The sequence below is a fragment of the Asinibacterium sp. OR53 genome (assembly GCF_000515315.1).
GTDB lineage: Bacteria > Bacteroidota > Bacteroidia > Chitinophagales > Chitinophagaceae > Sediminibacterium.
Map to the genome: position 1 here is coordinate 1,377,640 of NZ_KI911562.1, position 20,940 is coordinate 1,398,579.

The window sequence follows — 20,940 nt, forward strand, 5'->3', positions numbered from 1 at the left end:
CTTATGCACCCGTTTCAATATTTTTGTTGCAAATCCATTTTTTGAAGCAGACGTTATTGATAGTTCTCCTGGTGTTGACCCTTGGTTGTTTTGCACAGACCGATTCCGGTTTGCCGAAAACCCGGCCAGAGAGTACTTTACAAAAGAGTAACGATACACAAAGCCTGACCCCTAAAGAAACGGTGCTTCCGGTGCGATCAGTCGTAAATGATAGTTCGTCTTCCCGTTTGCCCAAACCCACTGTAGCAGTGAATCAGGCAAGTGCGCCGGCAGATAGCCTCCGGCAGGATTCTATCCGCAAAGCAAAAGCGGCTGCTGAATTTGCATTGCCCGTTATCGATACTTCTACCTATGCCCGTTTCATGCATCATCCCTATCTGCCGGAAAACAAGCCGGCAGCGTATATGCTGATCGATTACCGCAAGCGGGAATCGAAAGACCAATTGTTTTATGTGATGGCAGGACTCGTATTTTTCTTTGCTTTCCTGAAAGTGGTGTATCCCCGCTATTTTAAGAACCTATTCAATTCTTTTTTCCAGACTTCGGTGCGGCTGAAACAAACCAAGGAACAGTTGCTGCAAGACAACCTGGCCTCACTGCTCACCAACCTGCTGTTTGTGATAAGTGTGAGCTTATATGCGGCCCTGGTGATCCGGTACGAGCAGTGGGCACTGGTATCTTTCTGGCAATTGGTCATTTATGGAGCTATGGTATTGATGGTTGTTTACCTTGGAAAATACCTGTTCCTGCTGTTCTCGGGATGGGTATTTAACAGCCGTGAGTCGGCCGCGGGTTATGTTTTTATTGTGTTTTTGGTGAATAAAACCATCGGCATCGTGCTGATCCCCTTTGCCCTGCTCGTGGCTTTTGCCGCCAAACCCCTGTCGGACGTGGCCCTGACGGTTTCGGGGGGTGTGATCGTATTGCTTTTTTTGTACAGATACATAGTTTCGTTTACCGCTATCCGGAATAACCTGAAAGTGAATGCATTACACTTTTTTCTCTACCTTTGTGCTGTTGAGGTGCTTCCGTTGTTATTAATCTATAAGGTATTGATCAATTATATTGACGGAAGGTTTTAATTTTGCAAAATATTAGACTACGGAGCATGGCAAAAAGCGGCGCTAAAAATGCAGGTCCGGTTAAATCAGCGAAACGGATTCTTGTCTCACAACCCAGACCTGAAAGTGATAAATCGCCCTATTTCGACCTGGAAAAAAAATACCAGGTTGAGTTGGTTTTTCAGCCCTTCATCAGGTTGGAAGGGATACCTGCACGCGACTTTCGCAAACAAAAGATCGACATCTCACAGTTTACGGCAGTAGTGTTTACCAGCCGGAACGCCATCGATCATTTTTTTCGTACCTGCGAAGAGATGAAGGTGGTGATTGGCCAGGACACCAAGTATTTCTGTATTACAGAAGCGGTGGCGCTGTACCTGCAGAAATTCATCCTTTACCGGAAGAGAAAGGTTTTTTACGGGGCCGACGGCACCAATAAGAGCATGTTCGATGTAGTGAATAAGCACAAAGAGAACGAACAGTTCCTGTATGTGTGCAGTGAGAACCAGCAGGATAATGAGATCGTGAACTGGTTGAAGGCAAACAAATGTGCTTATCAGCTGGCTTTTATGTACAGGACCATCAGCAATGACATCAAGGAAGTAGTGAAAGGCTGCGAATTCGATGTCATTTGTTTTTTTACACCCAGTGGCGTCAAAAGTTTATTTGATAATTTTCCCGAGTTTAAGCAAAATGGCACGGTCATTGGAGCGTTTGGTAATAACACCTCCAAAGCCGTGGAAGACGCGGGCCTCACACTGGGAATCAAAGCGCCGATGCCCCAGCGTCCGAGTATGGTAGCAGCGTTGGACTATTTTTTGGGTATAGGTGTTGAAGCTAAAAAGTAATCATCCTTAAAAACCCCTTTGTATGAAAAGAGTATTATCTATTTTATTATTCGGTTCATTGCTCGCTGCTTGTGGTAGTGGCAATAACAATGCTGCAAAGCTGGAAGACGAAGTTGCCAAAGCGAAATTGCGAATGATGGATTCATTGAAGACAGTTGACTCGCTCAAAAGCATTGCTGCAAAAGAGCAAAAAACAGCCGACTCCCTGAAAGCTGTTGCCGCTGCTGCTTCTAAACACCACAGCGGGTCTTCAAATGTAAGTCCCCGTTATGCTGATGCAGAAGGAACCGGAGCTGCTGCACCTGCTGCCTCACCTAAGAAAAAAGGTATGAGCAGCACAGCCAAAGGCGCCATCATCGGTGCAGGTGTAGGTGCCGTGACCGGAGCCATCGTTGATAAAAAACATGGCGAAGGCGCCATAGTAGGAGCTGTGCTTGGTGCAGGAGCCGGCGCAGGAACCGGTGCGATCATCGATCATAATAAAAAGAAAAAAGAAGCTGCCGCAAAACAGCAATAAAAATTAGATAGCTGAATAGCTCAATGGCTCGATGGCTCAATGTAAAATGAGCGATCGGGCCATTTTACTTGATATTAAATGCGTAACATTGAGCCATCGAGCCATTTGCACATTTATCATGAATCATCTTATACACGAAACCAGTCCTTACCTGTTACAACATGCGCATAATCCGGTGGAATGGTATCCCTGGGGCGAAACTGCTTTAGCAAGGGCAAAGCAGGAAAATAAACCCATACTCGTAAGTATCGGCTATGCCGCCTGTCACTGGTGTCACGTGATGGAAAGAGAAAGTTTTGAAGATGCGGCTGTAGCGGCTTTCATGAACGCGCATTTTATCAATATCAAGATAGACCGTGAAGAACGGCCCGACCTGGACCATATTTACATGGATGCGGTACAGGCCATGACCGGCAGCGGAGGCTGGCCGTTGAATGTATTCCTTACGCCGGATAAAAAACCTTTTTACGGTGGTACGTATTTTCCCCCGGTAAGGGCCCACAACAGGGCGAGCTGGTCTGAAGTACTGGAAGGGGTTCGGCAGGCTTTTTCGGCAAAAAAAGAAGCGATAGAAGAGCAGGCCCAGAAGCTTACAGAACACTTGCTGCAATCCAATGCATTTGGCATGGACCGGACGCTATCTGCTACAGACGCTTTATATGACGCTGCGAATGAAGAAGAGATCGTGCGCAATATGCTCGGCAATGCCGATAAAATATGGGGCGGATTCGGGCAGGCGCCTAAATTTCCGCAAAGCCAGTCGATCTGCTTTTTGCTGCGGCATTTTCATTTCACCAAAAACGAAGCGGCTTTACAACAGGCTTTGCTGAGCCTCGATAAAATGCTCGACGGTGGTATCTACGACCAATTGGGTGGCGGGTTTGCGCGATACAGTACCGACAATGAATGGCTAGTGCCTCATTTTGAAAAAATGCTGTACGACAATGCCCTGCTGGTTAGTGTAATGGCGGAAGCCTATCAGTTAACCGGGATAGAAAAATACGCAAGAGGGATCAGGGAAACGCTGGCATTTATCGAAAGGGAAATGACCTCGCCTGAACAGGGTTTTTACAGTGCATTGGATGCCGACAGTGAGGGGGAGGAAGGCCGGTTTTATACCTGGGACCTGGCCGAAATAGAGGCAGTATTGGGTGGAAATACCCCCTTTTTCTGTGAAATTTATGGTGTTACGGCCGCCGGAAACTGGGAAAATAAAAATATTTTTTGGATAAAAGAGCCGCTGGAAAAAACAGCACTACAGAAGGGCATGGAAATCAACGACATGCTCAGGTTACTCGAATCCGACAGGCAAAAACTACTTTCTGAACGGGAAAAGCGGGTAAGACCCCAACTTGATGATAAGATATTACTAGGTTGGAATGCCCTGATGAACACAGCATACAGCAAAGCCTATGCAGCTCTGGGTAATCCGGCGTACCTGGAGCGGGCGGAGACCCATATGCGGTTCCTGGAAAGCCATCTTTGCGATGACCAGGGCAACTGGTACCATACTTATAATGGGGGCAAGGCCAGGATACCCGCTTTCCTCGACGATTACGCCTATCTTATAGAAGCTTACCTGCATTTACAGGAGATGACAGGCACCGGAGGGTACCTGTTAAAGGCCCGGTCGCTGATGCAACACGCCATAGCGGCTTTCTCAGAAGAGGGAAGCGGCTTCTTTTTCTATACGCCACAAGACCAGGAAGATGTGATCCTGCGCAAAAAAGAGGTCTACGATGGAGCCACCCCCAGCGGAAACGCCGTAATGGCCCATAATCTTTGGTATTTATCGAAGGTTTTTGAAGAGGAAACATGGGAAAGACGGGTAGAGGAAATGTTGCAGCCGCTCTCCCGTGCCATCCGGCAATACCCCAATTCTTTCGCGGTATGGGCCCTTTGTCTCCAGGAATTGATCCGGGGAACCAATGAAATTATTATTATGGGGCAGCGTTCAAAGCAATTTATCGCTCCAGTGATGAGAAAATATATCCCCAATAAAATTATCCAGACCGGGGAAACCGAAGAGCGTGTTTTCCCGTTGTTGAAAGGAAAGCTGTTGGAAGGACAGGATACAGTGAAATTCTACCTATGCAAAAACCGGGCATGTAGTGATCCCTTTACAGATGTAGTAGATTTTTTAGCAAAAATGTAACAAAGAATACGGTAATTTGCTTGTCGCCAGTGTCGACTCTGGGGACACTATTGTAAAATCCTAATTGATACAACATTGACAATTTAGTTTTACCCATTTAAAATTTATGGAGAATTAAAAGGGCTGTTGGCGTAACTGTCAACGCAAAACATATATTTGTCACTGTCCTAAATCAGTTTATTATCTTATGAAAGGTTATTTGACTACAATTACCATGGCCATGCTGTCCTTAAGCCTGAGCTCCTGCTTTTTCAAGAAGAGCGGGAAGGCCAAGGGGTTGCCTGATGACGGGCAGTTGCACGGAGTTGCACCTTCAGCAAAACAAAACATGCGTCCCCCGCTTGGAATGGTCTATATTCCGCCGGGAGCATTTCACATGGGCCCCAGCGATGAAGACATCAGCTTCAGCTACACCAATCGTAACCGTACAGTTTCCATGCCAGGTTTTTGGATGGACGCTACGGAACTCACCAACAACCAGTACAGACAGTTTGTAAACTGGGTGCGTGACTCCCTGGCTTTCAAGATCCTGTTCGGATCGGGTATCAACAAAGAAGATACGACGGGGGTTGACTGGAAAAAAGTGGCCACCATCAAATATGACAGGTCAACGATCGAAAAACTGAATGAACTAAACCTGGCGCCCGATAATCGTTTGTATGGACGTCCGGGCATCGATCCTGCCAAGCTGATCTACCACATGGAATATTTCGACCTGCCCGAAGCAGCCAAGCGTGAGAACGCAGGTATAGCCCGGAAAAATTTCATTGTAACAAAAGAACAGCCTGTATATCCCGATACCCTTGTATGGATGCGGGATTTCTCTTACTCGTATAATGAGCCCATGACCAAGAGCTATTATTCTCACCCGTCTTATGGTGGTTATCCTGTGGTGGGTGTTACCTGGAAACAGGCAATGGCTTTCTGTCATTGGAGAACACATTACCAGAATACGTACCTGGAAAAACACAACATGGCGGTTGACGGTGATTTCCGCCTGCCGAGTGAAGCGGAATGGGAATATGCAGCAAGGGGCGGCCGTACAGAATCTATGTTCCCCTGGGGTAACTATTACCTGCGCAATAAAAAAGGATGCCTACTCGCCAACTTCAAACCCGGCCGTGGTAACTACGCAGAAGACGGCGGCTTCTATACTGTTCCTGCCAAAGCATACTGGCCCAACGATTATGGCTTGTATAACATGTCGGGCAATGTGTCTGAATGGACCGGCTCCTACTACTACGAAGGCGCTTATAATTTCATGGCCGATATGAGTCCGGATATACGTCTCGACGCCAAAGATTCCGACCTGCCCAATATGAAACGTAAAGTGGTACGCGGAGGAAGCTGGAAAGACATCGCCTATTATTTACAGGTAGGTACCCGGAACTATGAGTACCAGGATACTGCCAAATCCTATATCGGTTTCCGCTGTGTGATTGACCTGGCACCCAAGTGGAGAAACAAATAACTAAGCTTATCCAAATCCAATAACAAATCCAAACCCCAAAAACAGAAACCTATGGCCTCTGGAATTTCCCCCTCTACGAACCGAATTGTAAACGTAATTGTATGTCTTGGCGCTGCCGTTGTAATCTTTGGCGCGATGGCTAAGATCCTGCACCTTTCATGGGCCGACTGGGCGCTGAAAATCGGTCTTACTACAGAAGCCATGATTTTCATCGTGTATGCGATCTTACCTCCACCCGATGTTACACATGGTTCTTCCGAGCCTGCTATGTCAGGTAATCCTGCCCTCGGTGTGATGGAAAAAATGCTCCAGGAAGCCGATATTACACCTGCCAACCTTTCCAAGCTGAGCGCCGGTTTCCAGAAACTGGGTACTACAGTACATAACATGGGAGAGATCAGCGATGTGGTAAAATCTACCGGTGATTTTTCAGCCAAAACAAAAGAAGCAGCCCATGCGCTGGGATCGGTGAAAGATGCAGTGGGGCATGTAACCAACTCACTGGCCGGTTTCAATGCTGCTACTGAGCACACCAAACAATTTCACGACCAGGTTCAGGTGTTGACCAAAAACCTGTCGTCTCTGAATACTATTTATGAATTGGAATTACAGGAGAGTAACAATCACCTCAAGGCGATGAACCAGTTCTACGGCAAGCTTACACAGGCTTCTGCAGCCATGTCGGGCAGCGCAGAAGATGCACTGAAAGCCAAAGAACAGATCACAGTACTGGCCAACAACCTGGGCAAACTGAACCATGTGTATGGTAATATGCTCACCGCCATGCAGGGAAGGGCTTAGTGCCGCTTGTTATGATGATCCAACACTATTGTAAAACCAATTTGTAAAAACTAACAAGCATGTCACTACCCAAGGAACCGCGGCAGAAGATGATCAATTTCATGTACCTCGTGCTTACGGCAATGCTGGCACTGAATGTATCATCTGAAATCCTCAACGCGTTCAAGACAGTTGACCACAGTTTGAAGACTGCCACAGAAATTGTAGAACGAAAGAATACAGACGTATTCAAATCGTTCAAAAGGAAATTCGATGACCCTAAAACCCATGAAAAAGCTGCGATATGGATGCCCAAAGCAGAAAAAGCAAAGGTCCTCGCAGATGAAGTTTACAACTATATTGAAGGACTGAAACTGGATCTGAAAAAAGAATCAGGGCTGAAAACAGAGAATGGCCAGGAATCTTTTAAAGAAGACGATCTCGATGCACCTACCCGTTTGTTGGTTTCCATGCCACCCAACGGAAAAGGGAGAGGAAATGAGCTGTTTGCCAAATTGAAGCAATTCAGGGATCAGTTGCTCGCTATCGACCCCGACATTAAAAAAGATGTAGGGCCTAACCTGCCACTCGATCTGAGCATCCCTCCAACAAAAAATGAAGGCGGTAAGGATGACTGGGCATTCACCTATTTCCACATGACCCCTTCTATAGCGGCGTTGACGATCATGAGCAAATTTCAGAACGATGTGAAGAACAGTGAAGCGCAGGTGGTTGAGTACTGCCACAAAGAAGTAGGTGAAGTGGAGATCGTATATGATGAATTCAAAGCTTTCGCCGGAACGAATTCGCAGTACCTGATGCCGGGTGAAGAACTGGTGATCACAGCCGGTATGGGTGCTTTCAGTAAAGCAGCCAAGCCTACCATCACCATTGATGGTGCCAATGTACCCCTGAATGCAGATGGAGCGGCTGAATACAAAGCTACCGTAAGCTCTCCTGGCGCAAACACTAAAAAAGTAAGGATCACTTATTATAAGCCCGACGGTACACCGGCAGTGGTGGAAAAAGAAGTGAAATATACAGTGGGTGTGCCTGCTGGTATGGTGATATCGACCGACAGGACAAGGGTATTCTATAAAGGCATAGAGAACCCCCTGAGTGTTACGGGTAGTGGTGGGGATGAAAAATTACAGGTAAACGTGGAAGGCACGAATGTGACATTTAGTAAAGCCGGCCCTGGCCAATACATTGTAAAACCTAACCAACTGGGTTCGGTGAATGTGATCGCTTCGGATGGAAAGAAAACACAAAAGGTAACAATACCTGTGAAAAGGATCCCCGACCCGATCGCCATTGTAGGCGGCAGTGCGGGTGGTACCATGACCGCCAACGTGTTCAGGGTACAGACAGGCGTGATTGCCGACTTACGCGATTTCGTTTTTGAAGGCATTAAGTTCCAGGTGCAGTCTTACATGGTGATCTGCACCGGTAAAGGTTTTGATGAACCAGAATTCGCACAGGTTACAGGCCCCGCTTTCAGTGGTGGCGCCAGTGCCCTGATCAAGCGGTGCCAGGCGGGAACAACGGTAACAATAGGAGAGATCAAATTGATTGAACCGGGTGGCGGAACACGTAAACTGGATCAGAATATTACATTCATTTTGCAATAACAGTGAGTTATGAAAAGAATCACTTCCCTTATGGTTTTGGCTGCGGTACTGATAGGCAGCAGTGCTATGGGACAGTTCAACTTTGGCCAGAAAAAGCCTGCGAACAATCCTCCAAGTACCAACCAGCAGACAACACAGCAGCCCTCTACGGTTACCAACAAAGTAACCGGACTGAGTAATGCCAATGCTACTGCTGTTGATACTTCGCTGAAGCCTAAGAAAACAGTGGATACTACTACGGTAGGAGGTTTTGAAGAAACAACCCCCAGGAACCTGAGGAATAACACTGCCGTGGAAAGGACCATTACGAGGGAGAAAAAGCCACTGGCGTATGAGCACTTGCGTGAAGACGACTGGCTGTACAGCGAGATGATCTGGCGTGAGATCGATGCCAGGGAAAAAATGAACCAGAACTTCATGTATCCCGGCAAAGATGAAATGGGCGACCAGCGCTTTTTTGCGATCCTGCTGAAAGCCATTCGTGAAGACAGCGTAGTTGCTTTTTCTGCCGAAGGAGGTGATGACCGTTTTACCAAGCCATTGCAATACAGTGATGTTTCTAAATTGCTGAAAGGCACGCTGGATACACAGCTGGTACAGAACGCCAACAATCCCAATGTGTACGATACCACAGTGATCTATGATACCAAGTATGCACCGAACCCCGATTCTATTTACACTTTCAGGCTGAAGGAACAATGGATATTCGATAAGGAAGCAAGCCGCCTGTTCTGCCGGATCATTGGAATTGCCCCGGTGGCCAAGATCATGGTGAACAACAAACCCACCAGCAAAACGCTGTTCTGGATACATTATCCCGATCTGCGTCAGACCCTGACCAAATACCTGGTGTACAATCCTAAAAATTTCGCCAGCCGTATGACATGGGAAGACCTTTTCGAAAGCCGTTTCTTTTCCAGCTATGTGATCAAAACCAGTAACAACAACCCCACCGATAAGTTCCTAAGTGGCCTGATCAAAGACCCGCTATTCCGTTTGTTGGAGGGTGATAAGATCAAAGACAGACTGTTCAATTATGAGCAGGACCTGTGGTCGTATTAATTTTATTTGGTATAATAAGCAAAAAAGGGGGGCTTTTAAGTCCCCTTTTTTCGTGAAAATTATGTTTACATTATAATTATTAGGGCCAGTTGATTGTATTAATTAAATGCTTTCCTTATCTTTACTTCGGTTTTTCATAGGATATTGGATTTTAAAAGCGGGGCTGGATTTTTATCCTGGCCCCTTTTTTATTAATGAACTGTTAATTTTCTGCGTTAAAATACGCTGTCACCAATGCCGCCTTTTTCTTGCCGATCAATGCGGTCAGTGAATCCACACCGGCCTCCCTTACCTTCTTCACCGATTTGTATTCTTTCAGCAATTGCAAGGCAGTCTGCTTACCAATACCGGGTATTTGCTCCAGCTCATTTTTGAATGTTCCTTTTGACCGCTGGTTCCGGTGAAAACTGATGCCGTAATTATGCACTTCATCCCTGACACGCCTTACCAGTTTCAGGCTGTCGCTGTTCCAGGGAAGTTTGATAGAATGGCTATCGCCAGGGAAAAAGATCTCTTCTTCGTTTTTAGCCAGCCCAACAACCGTCATCCGCCCTACCAGTCCCAGTTCGGTAATGCTTTCCATGGCTGCGCCCAGTTGTCCCTTTCCTCCATCAATGATCACCAGTTGGGGGATGGGCGCCTCTTCTGCCAGTAGTCTCCTGTACCTTCTGTACACCACTTCTTTCATGGTGGCAAAATCGTTGATCCCTTCAACGGTTTTCACATTGAAATGCCGGTAGTCTTTTTTACTGGGCATCCCGTCTTTGAAACACACCATGGCCGAAACCGGGTAGCTGCCGTGAAAGTTGGAATTATCGAAACATTCAATATGTAAAGGGGGCTCCTGTAACTGCAGAAAATCCTGCAATTCGTACAACACTTTTGCTTTTTCCTCGTCGCTCTTATCTTCCAGGTGCAGTATCTTTTTCCTGCGCAGTTCTTCGCGGAAATAATCCACGTTTTTCACAGACAGCTCCAACAGCTTTTTTTTATCGCCCGCTTTGGGTATGGTAAGTGTGAGGTTTTCTTCCTCCACTTCAATAGCAAAGGGAACTACCAGTTCTTTGGCCATACTGTTGAAAGTGCTTCGGAGCCTGGCCACCGCAAACGACAATACCTCGGCGTCTGTTTCCTCGAGCTTTGTTTCCAGCGGAACCGTATGGGTTTGCACAATAGCGCCGTTCTGCACCATGAGGTAATTCACATAGGCCAGGTTGTCTTCCTTCACAATAGAGAAAACATCCATATCGGCAAAATGACTGCCTACCACCACAGATTTTGCCTGGTAGTTCTCGAGGTGATCTATTTTTTTTCTTACCAACTCTGCTTTTTCGAATTGAAGTCCGGCCGCCAGCGCTTGCATCTCGGCTTTGAACTGTCCAACTACCGAGCCCAGGTTCCCTTTGAGGATATTGCGTACCTGTTGCAAGCCTTCTGCATAATCAGCGGCTGACTGTAAACCTTCACAGGGCCCTTTGCAATTACCCAGGTGGTATTCAAGACATACTTTGAATTTGCCTTTCCGGATATGCTGCTCGGTGAGGTTGAGCTTGCAGGTGCGCAACGGAACATACTGGCGGATGAAATTGATGAGCTCCCTTACCCTGCCTACCGAAGTAAATGGTCCCAGGTATTCAGATCCATCGTTCACTTTTTTTCGTGTGAAAAAAACGCGTGAGAAAGGTTCTTTTTTGATAACGATGAAAGGGTAGGTCTTATCGTCCTTGAGCATGATATTATAGCGCGGCTGATATTCCTTAATGAGGGAGTTCTCCAGCAGGAATGCATCGTGCTCGGAATCTACAATGGTAAAAGCAATGCGATGGATGCGTTTAACAAGCTCATGTGTTTTATAACTGGTAAGGTTCTTAACAAAATAAGAAGAGACCCTTTTGCGCAGATCCTTGGCCTTGCCTACATACAACAAGGTATTACCCTCATCGTAGTATTGGTAAACGCCGGGCTGTTGCGGAATGGTGGAAGCCAGTTGCTGAAATTGATCTGCGGTCATGTTGGTGCATTTACGGCGTATCGTTATTCCAGTTAACGTAATTCAATTCGGTGGAACTGTAACGGCCTGCATGGATATAGCGGTTTACCTGGAAACTTTTGTAGGCTTTCCAGTTGCATTGTTCGGTAATGCTGGTATCGCCCCTGTTGTACTGGCTCCTGATAAAAACCCGTTTAACGTTATTGCTTTCTTCATCCAGCAATATATCTATTCCCCGGATGATGGCGTTGTCGTGAGCAGTTGTGTAACTGAGTGTATAACTTTTGGTACCCAGGTCGCGAAAAACAGATTCCCGGTAAAACCCTTTGATATTGGGTGCCGAGATATCCTTGCTGAGAAAAATGTCTACCCACTGTTTAAATACTTCCTGGTTCAGTGAAACGGAATCTTTTTTACCGTCTTTGATGGTGATGCGGTATATGGGTGCATGAACAGATTGTGCATAAGCCAACTGGTCTTTGAAAAAAACGGGTAATGCAAAGAAACCGGCGGTGTCTGCTGAAGCTGTTTGCGGCGCGGCAGGCGCGGCATGGTGACCGCAGGCAACAGATAATACCGCTATCAAAAAAACGAAAAGAGCAGGGACTGATTTTTTCATCCCACAAAATTATCCAATCAACTGCATAAAAAACCACCGCTGTTACAGCAGTGGTAGAAGAATCATGCATACGGGCTTTTATTTCGAAAGTTGTTTTGTGATACCGAGTCTCACCCCATAATCAAGCAGGTATTCCTTGATGGGGTAGAGGTTGGAATAAGTAGGCAGGTGCTGGTAACGGATCTGCGGCCCCAGTTGAATGGTAGCGCCTCTTGTTTTATACGTAAGGTTGATGCCTACGCCTGTGTTCACATTCCATTTGCGAAGCAGCGAACCTCCATCGGCATAATGCTTGAGGTCGGTAGACAACAGGTATACGCTTTTGTTGAGGGTAAAAGTCGGTTGCACAGAAGCTTCTGTATTCACACCAAAATGTTTGCCATCGAGTATTTCCCATTGTAAACCCAGGGGAACAGCTACCTGGTACAGTTTATTATCGAGTTGCGTTGCACTCAATCCGGAATTATTATGATAGGGTGAATACAGGTTGATATTTTCAATGCCACGGTAATTGATCAATGATATGGTGGCCACATCGCTGGTGGGTGACTGGAATGTTTCGATATAATACTGCCTGATGTTCATTTGCACCCCTGTTTTGAACTTGAGGTGGTTGCTCATATTGTACAGCACTGCAAAACCAAATTCAAGTCCGATTGCAGGCTTGTGACGCACTACCTGGTTAACATCGGAACTGTTGTTCTGGCTCAGGGGTGTGTTAACAGCTGTGCTGGCGGGTTGTATGATCTCTTTCAGTTTCTCATCGGTGAGTTTGCGATAACTGGTAGAAGGCGTTAGGTAGAACTGGATACCTACTTTGGAATTCCTTTTCTGGTTAATAACAACAGGCGGATTGTAAGCGTAAGCAGCAGCTTTGTGCGTATTCTCCGTAACCGGTGGCATTGTTGTTTCAGTGGTAGTGGCAGGGGCTGCTTTCTCGCTTGCAGCAAGACTATTGGCTGTATCCACGTCCTGCCTGTTATCTGTGGGTGCAGTAAATGAAGCAGTACCCGATGAGCGGGCTTTGTTGTTTTGGGCTGATGCAATCAAAGAAGCAGCTGGCTTCAGGTTGGTGGTTTTGGCAGTGATGGTTGCCATGGTCTTTTCTGTTGCAGCGGTGGCTACAGCATCATATCCTACCGTAGGAACAGTTTCGGGCTGCAGCAGTGTTGCCGTTTGCCTGCTGGCCAGTTCCTCGAGTGTAGCTGCAGTGACATGTCCGGATGCCATCTGTGTGAAATAATTTTCTTGTACAGATCCGGTGGTATGATCTGCCGATGCTGCCAGGTTGTTTTTCATTTGCCCGTCAACCAGCAATGTATGCGCGGCAAACCTTGCAGGATGGTTGATAAGTAAAGTGGAAAGGGTGAGTGCGGTAATGATGAAAAGGGCAAAAAAGCTGAGTGCCGGCCAGGAATGGTTTCCATGCAACTCCGTGCGGATATTCTTCCAGACATGGTCGGAAGGATATATCCGGTGCTGTTTTACTTCGTCGTGTAAAAACTGCTCAAGTTCGTCTCTGTAGTTTTGGTTTTCCATAACAAACACGGCATCAATCTATCGGTCAATCAACCACTGCTATTTTTTATATGCAGCCAGCCAATGAAAATCCTCTTTGGGTACCTCGATGATTTTTTTCTTTACCAGTATGGTCTCCAGCATCGATTTGGCGCGCGTATATTGACTACGGCTGGTGCTTTCTTCGATGTCCAGCATCATACCTATCTCCTTATGACTATATCCTTCCATAGCGTACAGGTTCAATACCGTCCGGTATCCGATGGGTAATAACCTGATACACTCAATGATCTGCCGGGCCTGCATGATGGATGGAATGGTCTCTTCCCGCACTTCTACCATAGTGGCATAATCCAGATCAACCCGCTCGTTGAATTTTTTATTCTTCTTCAGGAAGTTGATACAGGTATGCACAACGATCCTCCGGATCCATCCTTCAAATGCCCCCTTGTTCTGGAACGTATGTATTTGGGTAAACACTTTAATGAACCCCTCCTGCAACATATCCTCTGCGTCTTCACGGCTCTGCGCGAAGCGATAACAAACGCTCAGCATCTTAGGGCTGAACCGGTTGTACAGTTCGCGTTGGGCCGCAGAATCATTATGTAAACAGCCAGCAATGATTGCCTGTTCTGTCATGAGGGGTAAATGTGTACCCTAAATATAGACATTATTTCCCTTCTTATGCTGCATAGTACGGCCAAAATGTATCTGTTGATTAATTTTAAACGTTCTTACGAAAAACCGATCTCAGATCAGACCTAAACCCCTCGGCATGATGTCCAGAATGGATTTTCCAGCCCCGCCTCCTGCAACAGGACTGGCGCCTTATTCCGGTCCCTGGACCGAAAACGAAGTCATTCACCTGCTGAAACGGGCCATGTTTGGCGCCAGGCGGGCCGATATCAGCTATTTCCTGGGCAAGACCTGTTCCCAGGCGGTTGATGAATTGCTCAACCCTCAGGCCCCCCTGCCAGCTCCTCCGGTTAAAGAATATACTACACCGGCAACCGCCAACCCGGCCGACAGTAATATCGTTGCGGGCAGTACCTGGGTGGGTGATGCCAATACCGATGGTTCGGTGAACAGCCTGCGGGTAGCTTCTTTCAAGAAATGGTGGATGGGACAGATGGTGAACCAGGACAGGAGCATCCGGGAAAAGATGACCCTTTTCTGGCACAACCATTTTTCTACCGAAACAGGGGTGATCAGCTATGCGCAATATGTGTACAAGCACCACGCCATGCTGCGGGCCAATGCGCTGGGCAATTTCAGGAGCCTGGTAAAAGCGGTGACCATCGATCCGGGTATGCTGGTATTCCTGAATGGTCAACAGAATGTGGCAGCGGCGCCTGATGAAAACTATGGAAGGGAATTACAGGAACTGTTCTGCTGCGGAAAAGGCCCCGGATCGCAATACACAGAAGCCGATGTGAAAGCTGCAGCACGCGTACTTACCGGTTGGCGCAATAACGCAACGAACATCAGTTCTTATTTCGACATCAACCGGCACGATAAGAACAGCAAACAATTCTCCTCATTCTATAACAATACCGTAATACAGGGACGCACTACTGCAACAGCCGGTGATGAAGAGATCGATGCCATGATCTCTATGATACTGGCCGCCGATGAAGTGGCTATGTACATTTGCCGCCGTCTGTACCGATGGTTTGTTTATTACGATATAGACAGTACGGTAGAAGCGAATGTGATCACTCCGTTGGCCGCCATTTTCCGCAGCAACAATTATAATATTGTGCCGGTCCTCAGTACCTTGCTCAAAAGTGAACACTTCTTCGACGCACTCTCCAGAGGATGCCAGATCAAGAGCCCGGTGGATTTTGTAGTGGGATTTTGCAGGGAACTGGAATTGAGTTTCCCGCCTCTTACAGATTATGTGAGCAATTACGGACATTGGAATTATCTCCTGAGCTGGGTTGCCAGCCTGCAACAGAACATCGGCGATCCGCCCGATGTGAGCGGATGGAAAGCTTATTACCAGGTGCCGCAGTTTTATGAAACATGGATCAACAGCGATACGCTTCCCAAGCGCAATCAATTCAGCGATATCCTGATGAACAGCGGCTATACATTCAATGGTAAGAAAATACTGGTAGACGGTGTCGGGTTCATCAAAACATTGTCGCAGCCCGGCGATCCTAACAAACTCATCGATGACCTGACCAGGCTCTTGTTCAGGATCGATTTGTCGGCCGCTTCCAAAGCGCAGGTGAAACAGGATATTTTACTGAGCGGACAAATCAGCGATTATTACTGGACGGGTGCGTGGAACCTGTATATTTCTACGCCTGGTGACACAGCGAATACTACTACTGTTAAAAACAAAGTGCGCGATCTGTTGAAATACCTGATGGACCTTTCTGAATATCAGCTGGCATAAAACCATTCAAATGAAGAGAAGAGATTTTTTACGCAATTCCGGAGTACTGATCCCTTCACTGCTGGGGGGATTATCGGTAAAAGCATTCAGCGTTGAAGACCTGTTGATGCAGGGCATGTTCCTGCCTACCACCGAAACAGACCATGTGCTGGTAATTATTCAGCTCAGTGGGGGTAACGACGGACTGAACACGGTCATTCCCCTCGAGTATTATAGTAATTATACCAATGCCAGGAGCAATATTGCCATTCCGCAGCAATCGGTATTGTCTTTGAGTGGCACGCAAAAAGTAGGATTGCATCCGGCCATGACGGGACTGCAAAATATGTTCAACGACGGGCGGGTGAAACTAGTGCATTCAGTAGGCTATCCCCAACCCAGTTTTTCACATTTCAGGGCAACAGATATTTGGATGAGTGGCAGCGACAGCAATGTAACAGTCAACAGTGGCTGGGCAGGACGCTACCTGAATTATGAATATCCCAATTTTCCCAACGGTTATCCTAATGCCAGCATGCGCGACCCGCTGGCTATCCAGATTGGTTCTATCACATCGCTGACTTTACAGGGACCGGCAGTGAGCATGGGCATGAGCATCAGCAATACCAATAATTTCTACAACCTTATTAATGGTGTACAGGACCCAGCACCGGAAACGCCGGCGGGTAAAGAGTTGAAGTTCGTGCGCATGGTGGCGCAGCAAACACAGCAATATGCGGCCGTGATCAAAGATGCGGCATCGAAAGTAACACAGCAGGTTACCTATCCTACCAATAATTCGTTGGCCGACCAATTGAAAATTGTAGCCAGGCTTATCAGCGGCGGTTTGCAAACGCGCATTTATATGGTGAATTATGGCGGTTTCGATACGCATTCTGCACAGGTAGACAGTACCGATAATACCACCGGTAACCATGCCCGTTTGTTGAAGAATGTAAGCGATGCGATCAAGGCTTTTGAAGATGATCTCAAATTCATGAAAGTAGACGACAGGGTAACAGGCATGACTTTCTCTGAATTCGGCAGGCGCATTAAAAGCAATGGCAGCATAGGAACCGACCATGGATCTGCGGCGCCTATGTTTATTTTCGGAAAGAATGTAATTGGTGGTGTACTGGGCGATACACCCAATATTGCAGCCAGTGTGAGTGTGAACGACAATCTCCCTTTTCAATACGATTTCAGGAGCGTGTATGCTACCTTATTATCTAACTGGCTTTGTGTTGATGAAAAAGACCTGCAGCAGATCATGCTCAAGAATTTTCAAATGCTTCCGCTGGTGAGCACGGTATCCTGCAAAAAGCCGATAAACCTTTCGGGAGAAACACTTATCAGCAACTACCCCAATCCGTTCACCAGTTCCACCGTGATCACTTTCAAAACTTCCGGTGGGCATACCCTGGTACAGATCATGGATACCAGTGGTAAAGTGATTGCGAACCTTGTTGATAAAGATTATACGGCAGGTAATTACACAATAGTGTTCGACAGCGGTAATCTCCCAACGGGCGTTTATTATGCCCGCTTACAGAATATGGCCACCCAGCAGGTGCATACCATGCTGAAAGCGCGTTAATACCATGACCCTACGTTTCTGTTGGCAGTCCAGCGGCTTCTGCCAGTCGACAGAACTCATCCGTCTGACATCCGGTGACATCTGCCTTCAGGCGGATCTCGCCCGTCTCCAGTCAGACCGTGTCCGCCTCCAGGCGGATCACATCCGTCTTGAGTCAGATCACATCCGTCTGACGTTTGGTGGCATCTGCCTTCAGGCGGATCTCGCCCGTCTCCAGTCAGACCGCGTCCGCCTCCAGGCGGATCACATCCGTCTTGAGTCAGATCACATCCGCCTGACGTTTGGTGGCATCTGCCTTCAGGCGGATCTCGCCCGTCTCCAGTCAGACCGCGTCCGCCTCCAGGCGGATCACATCTGTCTTGAGTCAGATCACATCCGTCTGACGTTTGGTGGCTTCTTCCAGACTGCAGAACTCACTGTACGATTGATAAGTGGCTCTGTTTGGTCGACAGCTGACTCCGTTCGGTCAACAGATCATTTCTACCAGACGAAAGGCGGTTTCTGCCAGTCGACAAAACTTGCCGGTCAAGAAAAGGTTTGATAATTTTTTTACTAACTTTCTAATGGCTGACGTTTAGGGTTGCCATATTTTTTTTGCTACCAACATCTATAAAACAAAAACATGAAGAAGATAATCTTTTCTATTGCAATACTACTATCAGCTTCTGCAATTCTGAATGGACAACCAATTCAATACCCCATAACGAAAACGGTAGAGCAAACGGATAATTATTTCGGCACCCAAATCAATGATCCGTATCGTTGGTTAGAAAATGACACCAGTGAAGAAACAAAAGCATGGGTAAAAGAAGAAAATAGTGTTACACATGAATATCTTTCAAAGATTCCGTTCAAAGATAAGATTCGTAGCCGCCTGACAGAATTGTGGAACTATCCCAAATATGGGGCGCCTCATAAAATAGGAGAGTGGTTTGTTTTTAGTAAAAACGATGGCCTTCAAAATCAATCGGTCTTATATGTGCAAAAAGGATTAAACGGAGCACCCGAAGTTTTGCTTGATCCTAACAAATTATCTTCCGATGGAACTGTCGCGTTGCAAGCAACTGCATTTTCCAAAAAACAAAAATATTTCGCCTACGCTGTTGCTGCTTCGGGTAGTGATTGGCAAGAGATTTATGTAATGAATTTTGCAACAAAGCAGCTGCTGAAAGATAAAATTGAATATGTGAAGTTCACCGATATGAGCTGGTCAGGAGATGATGGATTTTATTACAATGGTTATGATAAACCGGCTGATGAAAAGACAAAATATTCAGCTAAAACAGAATATCAAAAAGTGTTTTATCATAAAATAGGCACATCGCAAAACGAGGATAGATTAATTTATCAGGACAAAGAACATCCTTTGCGTTATGTATGGGCAGGGCTCACAGAAGACCAACGGTTTTTGGTATTGAGCATTTCAGAAGGAACAGATGGGGCAGAAATTAAAGTAAAAGATTTGCATGATGAAAACGCAAGAGACTTTACAACTATTATTTCGGGCTTTAAAACCAATGCAGGCGTAATAGATAATGTTGGCAGCAGGATTCTGTTACATACAAACAATGAAGCGCCTAATTTCAAGGTAGTGTTGCTTGATCCCGCGCATCCTGAACCTTCTAATTGGAAAACCATTATTCCCGAGCAAAAAGAAACATTGGATGGTGTAAGAACCGGTGGCGGGAAATTGTTTGCCAACTATTTGAAAGATGCTAATACATTGATTAATCAATACAGTTACAGCGGTAAGCTGGAGAGAAAAATAGCATTACCCGGAGTAGGCACTGCTGCTGGATTTGGCTGCAAGAAAGAAGATAGTTTCTTCTTCTACACATTCACGTCTTTTACTTACCCTGTCACTATTTTTAAGTATGATATAGCAACAGGCAAATCTACTTTGTTCCGTAAATCGGAAGTGAAGTTCAATCCGGAGGATTATGAAACCAAGCAAGTTGCTTACCCAAGTAAAGATGGAACTAAAGTGCCGATGTTCATCACGTATAAAAAAGGATTGAAATTAAATGGCAACAACCCGACTTTGCTATATGCTTACGGCGGCTTCAATATTAATCTCACACCGGCATTTTCTGTATCTAATATGGTATTCCTGGAAAACGGAGGCGTGTATTGTCAGGCCAATCTTCGTGGCGGCGGTGAATATGGAGAAAGTTGGCACAAAGCCGGAATGTTGGATAAAAAACAGAATGTATTCGATGATTTAATTGCCGCTGCCGAATATTTGATTAAAGAAAAATACACAAACCCTGAAAGGTTGGCTATCCGGGGTGGAAGCAATGGTGGTTTGTTGACCGGTGCTTGTTTAACGCAAAGGCCGGATTTGTATAAAGTAGCCATTGTACAAGTAGGCGTATTGGATATGTTGCGTTATCATAAATTCACTGTGGGCTGGGGTTGGGCGGTAGAATATGGCAGTAGCGACAAAAAAGAGCAGTTTGATTATCTGGTGAAATATTCTCCATTGCATAATATTAAAAAAAGCACTTGTTACCCGGCAACGTTGATTACTACTGCCGATCATGACGATCGTGTGGTACCTGCGCATTCATTTAAATTTGCGGCAACTTTGCAACCAGCCCAAGGTTGCAATAATCCGGTATTGATTCGCATTGACAATAAAGCCGGACATGGCGGAGGTAAGCCTACTTCTAAACTGATAGATGAAGCAGCAGACATTTGGAGTTTTGTGTTTTATAATATGGGAGTAAAGTTATAATTGCCAAAGCCCGTCCATCCTGTACATGCCACTGACAACAAGAGCCGGAATTATACTGGAGAACAAATACAAAAAGAAGTATTGTAAATCAACCATATTTCCTATTTTTGCAACAATGTAACAAATAGCTATTGCACCCCTCATCGGTCATACATCGTTTACTGGCAGGATGGTTGCTGTTGTTTTTCGCTTTCAGCATCACCCCTAAAAAATTCCTGCACAACCTGGTTGCCAACCACCGGGACGCGACTGCAATAAATTTTTCCAGGGAAGACAAGAGCGCCAGCCAATTGAGTAAGGCCGGTTATCATTGTCCCTGTGAACAATTGGTGGTGCAAACACCTTTTGTTTATCAACCTGCAACCATTGATTATGCAGTTGTTCCTGTGTTCGTTGTTTACCAGGATCAACATTTTGTTTCTATTCATACCGTCACTCCATATGTATCTTTTCTTCGAGGCCCTCCTGCGTTGAACGCTTAAAGTAGTATAATATCCTCATTCTAAGATTTGGCCGGAAAGTTGCATTACTGCACAACCGGTTGTTTTTATCATTCTGTTTATAATCTCAT

General features: G+C 46.1%; 17 protein-coding genes. 13 read left to right on the forward strand and 4 right to left on the reverse strand.

Annotated features, from left to right (window positions below):
- Positions 1–41: 41 nt before the first annotated feature.
- The 8 genes from SEDOR53_RS0106240 to gldN all read left to right on the forward strand — a co-directional run bounded on the left by SEDOR53_RS0106240 (position 42) and on the right by gldN (position 9,525).
- Positions 42–1,082: a DUF4271 domain-containing protein gene (locus SEDOR53_RS0106240; RefSeq protein ID WP_157576719.1), complete on the forward strand. Its 1,041-nt coding sequence runs from the start codon at positions 42–44 to the stop codon at positions 1,080–1,082.
- Positions 1,083–1,108: 26 nt separating this feature from the next.
- Complete coding sequence (locus SEDOR53_RS0106245; RefSeq protein WP_051416520.1) at positions 1,109–1,909, forward strand: uroporphyrinogen-III synthase; 801 nt, start codon at positions 1,109–1,111, stop codon at positions 1,907–1,909.
- 22 nt (positions 1,910–1,931) lie between these two features.
- On the forward strand, positions 1,932–2,426 hold the full coding sequence (locus SEDOR53_RS18765) for a YMGG-like glycine zipper-containing protein (RefSeq protein ID WP_026768954.1): 495 nt from the start codon (positions 1,932–1,934) through the stop codon (positions 2,424–2,426).
- A gap of 118 nt (positions 2,427–2,544) precedes the next feature.
- A complete protein-coding gene (locus SEDOR53_RS0106255) occupies positions 2,545–4,581 on the forward strand; it encodes a thioredoxin domain-containing protein (RefSeq protein WP_037360690.1) in 2,037 nt (678 codons plus the stop codon).
- Between the two features lie 187 nt (positions 4,582–4,768).
- The gene (locus tag SEDOR53_RS0106260; protein ID WP_026768956.1) at positions 4,769–6,052 is read left to right on the forward strand and encodes an SUMF1/EgtB/PvdO family nonheme iron enzyme; all 1,284 of its coding nucleotides are present in this window, start codon (positions 4,769–4,771) and stop codon (positions 6,050–6,052) included.
- 51 nt (positions 6,053–6,103) lie between these two features.
- A complete protein-coding gene (gldL, locus tag SEDOR53_RS0106265; protein ID WP_026768957.1) occupies positions 6,104–6,853 on the forward strand; it encodes a gliding motility protein GldL in 750 nt (249 codons plus the stop codon).
- 59 nt (positions 6,854–6,912) lie between these two features.
- Positions 6,913–8,463 carry a gliding motility protein GldM gene (gene gldM, locus SEDOR53_RS0106270; RefSeq protein WP_026768958.1) on the forward strand — a complete coding sequence of 517 codons (1,551 nt, stop codon included), beginning with the start codon at positions 6,913–6,915 and terminating at the stop codon, positions 8,461–8,463.
- Positions 8,464–8,472: 9 nt separating this feature from the next.
- Positions 8,473–9,525: a gliding motility protein GldN gene (gldN, locus tag SEDOR53_RS17270; protein WP_051416521.1), complete on the forward strand. Its 1,053-nt coding sequence runs from the start codon at positions 8,473–8,475 to the stop codon at positions 9,523–9,525.
- Positions 9,526–9,727: 202 nt separating this feature from the next.
- Here the strand turns inward: gldN and uvrC are convergent, their stop codons facing one another.
- The 4 genes from uvrC to SEDOR53_RS0106295 form a co-directional block, all read right to left on the reverse strand.
- Positions 9,728–11,536 (reverse strand): excinuclease ABC subunit UvrC, encoded by a 1,809-nt coding sequence (gene uvrC, locus SEDOR53_RS0106280; RefSeq protein WP_026768959.1) that lies wholly within the window; start codon positions 11,534–11,536, stop codon positions 9,728–9,730.
- Between the two features lie 10 nt (positions 11,537–11,546).
- On the reverse strand, positions 11,547–12,134 hold the full coding sequence (locus tag SEDOR53_RS0106285; protein ID WP_026768960.1) for a hypothetical protein: 588 nt from the start codon (positions 12,132–12,134) through the stop codon (positions 11,547–11,549).
- 78 nt (positions 12,135–12,212) lie between these two features.
- Positions 12,213–13,673, reverse strand: coding sequence for an outer membrane beta-barrel protein (locus SEDOR53_RS0106290; RefSeq protein ID WP_026768961.1), 1,461 nt, complete (start codon positions 13,671–13,673; stop codon positions 12,213–12,215).
- Between the two features lie 39 nt (positions 13,674–13,712).
- The gene (locus tag SEDOR53_RS0106295) at positions 13,713–14,291 is read right to left on the reverse strand and encodes an RNA polymerase sigma factor (RefSeq protein ID WP_026768962.1); all 579 of its coding nucleotides are present in this window, start codon (positions 14,289–14,291) and stop codon (positions 13,713–13,715) included.
- Between the two features lie 136 nt (positions 14,292–14,427).
- On the opposite strand from SEDOR53_RS0106295, the gene SEDOR53_RS0106300 reads away from it, so the two are divergent.
- The 5 genes from SEDOR53_RS0106300 (at position 14,428) to SEDOR53_RS0106320 (ending at position 20,851) form a co-directional block, all read left to right on the forward strand.
- Positions 14,428–16,056 (forward strand): DUF1800 family protein, encoded by a 1,629-nt coding sequence (locus SEDOR53_RS0106300; RefSeq protein ID WP_084220378.1) that lies wholly within the window; start codon positions 14,428–14,430, stop codon positions 16,054–16,056.
- Positions 16,057–16,066: 10 nt separating this feature from the next.
- A complete protein-coding gene (locus SEDOR53_RS0106305) occupies positions 16,067–17,632 on the forward strand; it encodes a DUF1501 domain-containing protein (protein WP_026768964.1) in 1,566 nt (521 codons plus the stop codon).
- Between the two features lie 4 nt (positions 17,633–17,636).
- Positions 17,637–18,173 carry a hypothetical protein gene (locus SEDOR53_RS0106310; RefSeq protein ID WP_026768965.1) on the forward strand — a complete coding sequence of 179 codons (537 nt, stop codon included), beginning with the start codon at positions 17,637–17,639 and terminating at the stop codon, positions 18,171–18,173.
- A gap of 81 nt (positions 18,174–18,254) precedes the next feature.
- Positions 18,255–20,369 carry a prolyl oligopeptidase family protein gene (locus SEDOR53_RS0106315; RefSeq protein ID WP_026768966.1) on the forward strand — a complete coding sequence of 705 codons (2,115 nt, stop codon included), beginning with the start codon at positions 18,255–18,257 and terminating at the stop codon, positions 20,367–20,369.
- Positions 20,370–20,500: 131 nt separating this feature from the next.
- Entirely contained in the window at positions 20,501–20,851 is a 351-nt protein-coding gene (locus SEDOR53_RS0106320; protein WP_026768967.1) for a hypothetical protein, read from the forward strand.
- Positions 20,852–20,940 lie beyond the last annotated feature (89 nt).